The sequence below is a fragment of the Poseidonibacter lekithochrous genome (genome assembly GCF_018861145.1).
Lineage (GTDB): Bacteria > Campylobacterota > Campylobacteria > Campylobacterales > Arcobacteraceae > Poseidonibacter > Poseidonibacter lekithochrous_A.
Genome location: NZ_JAHKQT010000008.1, coordinates 1 through 1,640 on the forward strand (window position 1 = coordinate 1; position 1,640 = coordinate 1,640).

Genomic DNA, 1,640 nt, shown 5'->3' on the forward strand with positions numbered 1-1,640 from the left:
TATTGGTAAACCGTGCTACGGATTGACAGTCGATGAAGCGGCCAAAGCTATCCTATCTGACTACCTAAAAGATAAACGCCACGACATAAAACCAGAGTATAGAGACGTTCTGGCTAAAGCGTCATTTCCTAGTTTTGTTGATACGCTCACCCCACCTCCTAGACGTTCTCCGGCAAATGTTAACGTTCCGAAAGGGTTTGTTTTGGTTGATGTGGTACTGCCTTCACAAAAGGCATACATCGCGAAAAAATGGGCTAAAGAGGCTCAACAAAAGCTAGATAAAATAGAGAGTGAATGTAATCTACCGGAAGCGACTCCAGTCGTTTCCAAACCTCAACGAGAGGTTGAAAAACACAAAAAAGTAACGCCAGAAAGTAGGCAGTTCATTCCTGGACAGCGTTGCCAGGTTATAAGTGTTCATCATCCTGTTTTTGAAAGTGACGTTGGTAAGTTTGTAATTATAACTTCGGTAAGTTCTTCTTCTTCTCAGGTTTGGGCGCATGATGACAAGCCAGAAACATATCGGATCAACAGAAAGGGGAGCCGAGTTCTTGAAAATGATCCCAAGGCAGTGCAGTCGATTTATGCTTTTAATCAATTGCGTTTAGTATCTGATACGGAGTAAACAGTTAATGAATAATGTAAATATTAGACTAGAGTGTCTTCGACCTGCTGAACAATGGTCACGACCAACAGGTGAAGAAATTAGAGAGGTTTTGCGTTTAGCTGGGCTTACTGGTAGCCAAGCGGCGAAAAAATTAGGGTTGGGGCCTAGTGGCTCGCGAACGGTTCGACGTGCGCGAGGTGACGTGTCATATAATCGATATTCAGCTTGGGGGCAACTTTGCTACTTGGCTGGACTGGGAGTTATTTGGAAAGAATCGTAATTAGCAGAATCACATTTTAGCGGCTAAAATTTATTTCGATTTACCGAAAAATTTAACTTGACTTGTTAGGGCAATATGTCCTATCGTGCAGGTTAAGGCCGAATAAATCATCAAGGTCATAAACCGAGATATGTCGATGACTATAAATAGAATTGCGTTGGGTTGAGATTAAATAGATAACGCCTCGGTGATAACCGAGGCGCTTGGTCCGGCGCTGTCACACCAAACCTGTTGCTCGTTAGGGTGTGGTCCCGAATAGTGAGCAATAGATAATTGGAGCACGGATAGCGTGGAGGGTCAAGAAAATGTCAAACGTAGTGAAGTTTCCCAAAGTTGGGCCTACGGGTTCCAATTCCCCACCTGAACATGAACAACAAGTTAATAAAGTATCAGATACTAAGCCGCAGAAACCCGCTAAGAAAGGGCGATTCTTTGCGGCCATTGTACGTTGGATCTGGATTACAACTGTTTTGATTTGGCCCGTTCTTAAATGGATTGTGTCCATTAATGTGTTTTTCCAGGCTATTCGAGCCTTTTATTATTGGGATAATCCAGAAGTTCACGCTGGATGGACGTTCTTCGCGCATTTTCTCGCGCTAACACTACTTACTTACTTTGTCTCGATATATAGGCCAAAAGATACGTAATTTTAGCCGCTAAAGTATTGACCCTATAATAAAGTTTAGCTATACTTTTTTTGAGTTAGGCGGCTGTCACCGTCAAATTTTTACAATTAGGGTGTGGGGTTTATAT

1 protein-coding gene and 1 pseudogene are annotated in these 1,640 nt (G+C 42.6%); both read left to right on the top strand.

The annotated features are described in order from the left end of the window. Window positions 1-625 (top strand): annotated as a pseudogene (locus tag KO488_RS03715) (klcB); the annotation flags it as partial. A 567-nt stretch (window positions 626-1,192) separates the two neighbouring features. After that, entirely contained in the window at window positions 1,193-1,534 is a 342-nt protein-coding gene (gene kleE / locus KO488_RS15490) for a KleE stable inheritance protein (RefSeq protein WP_012774837.1), read from the top strand. Window positions 1,535-1,640: the final 106 nt, after the last annotated feature.

Coding starts and splice junctions, on each gene's coding strand:
- kleE (WP_012774837.1), top strand. CDS start 1,193: ATGTCAAACGTAGTGAAGTTTCCCAAAGTTGGGCCTACGGGTTCCAAT.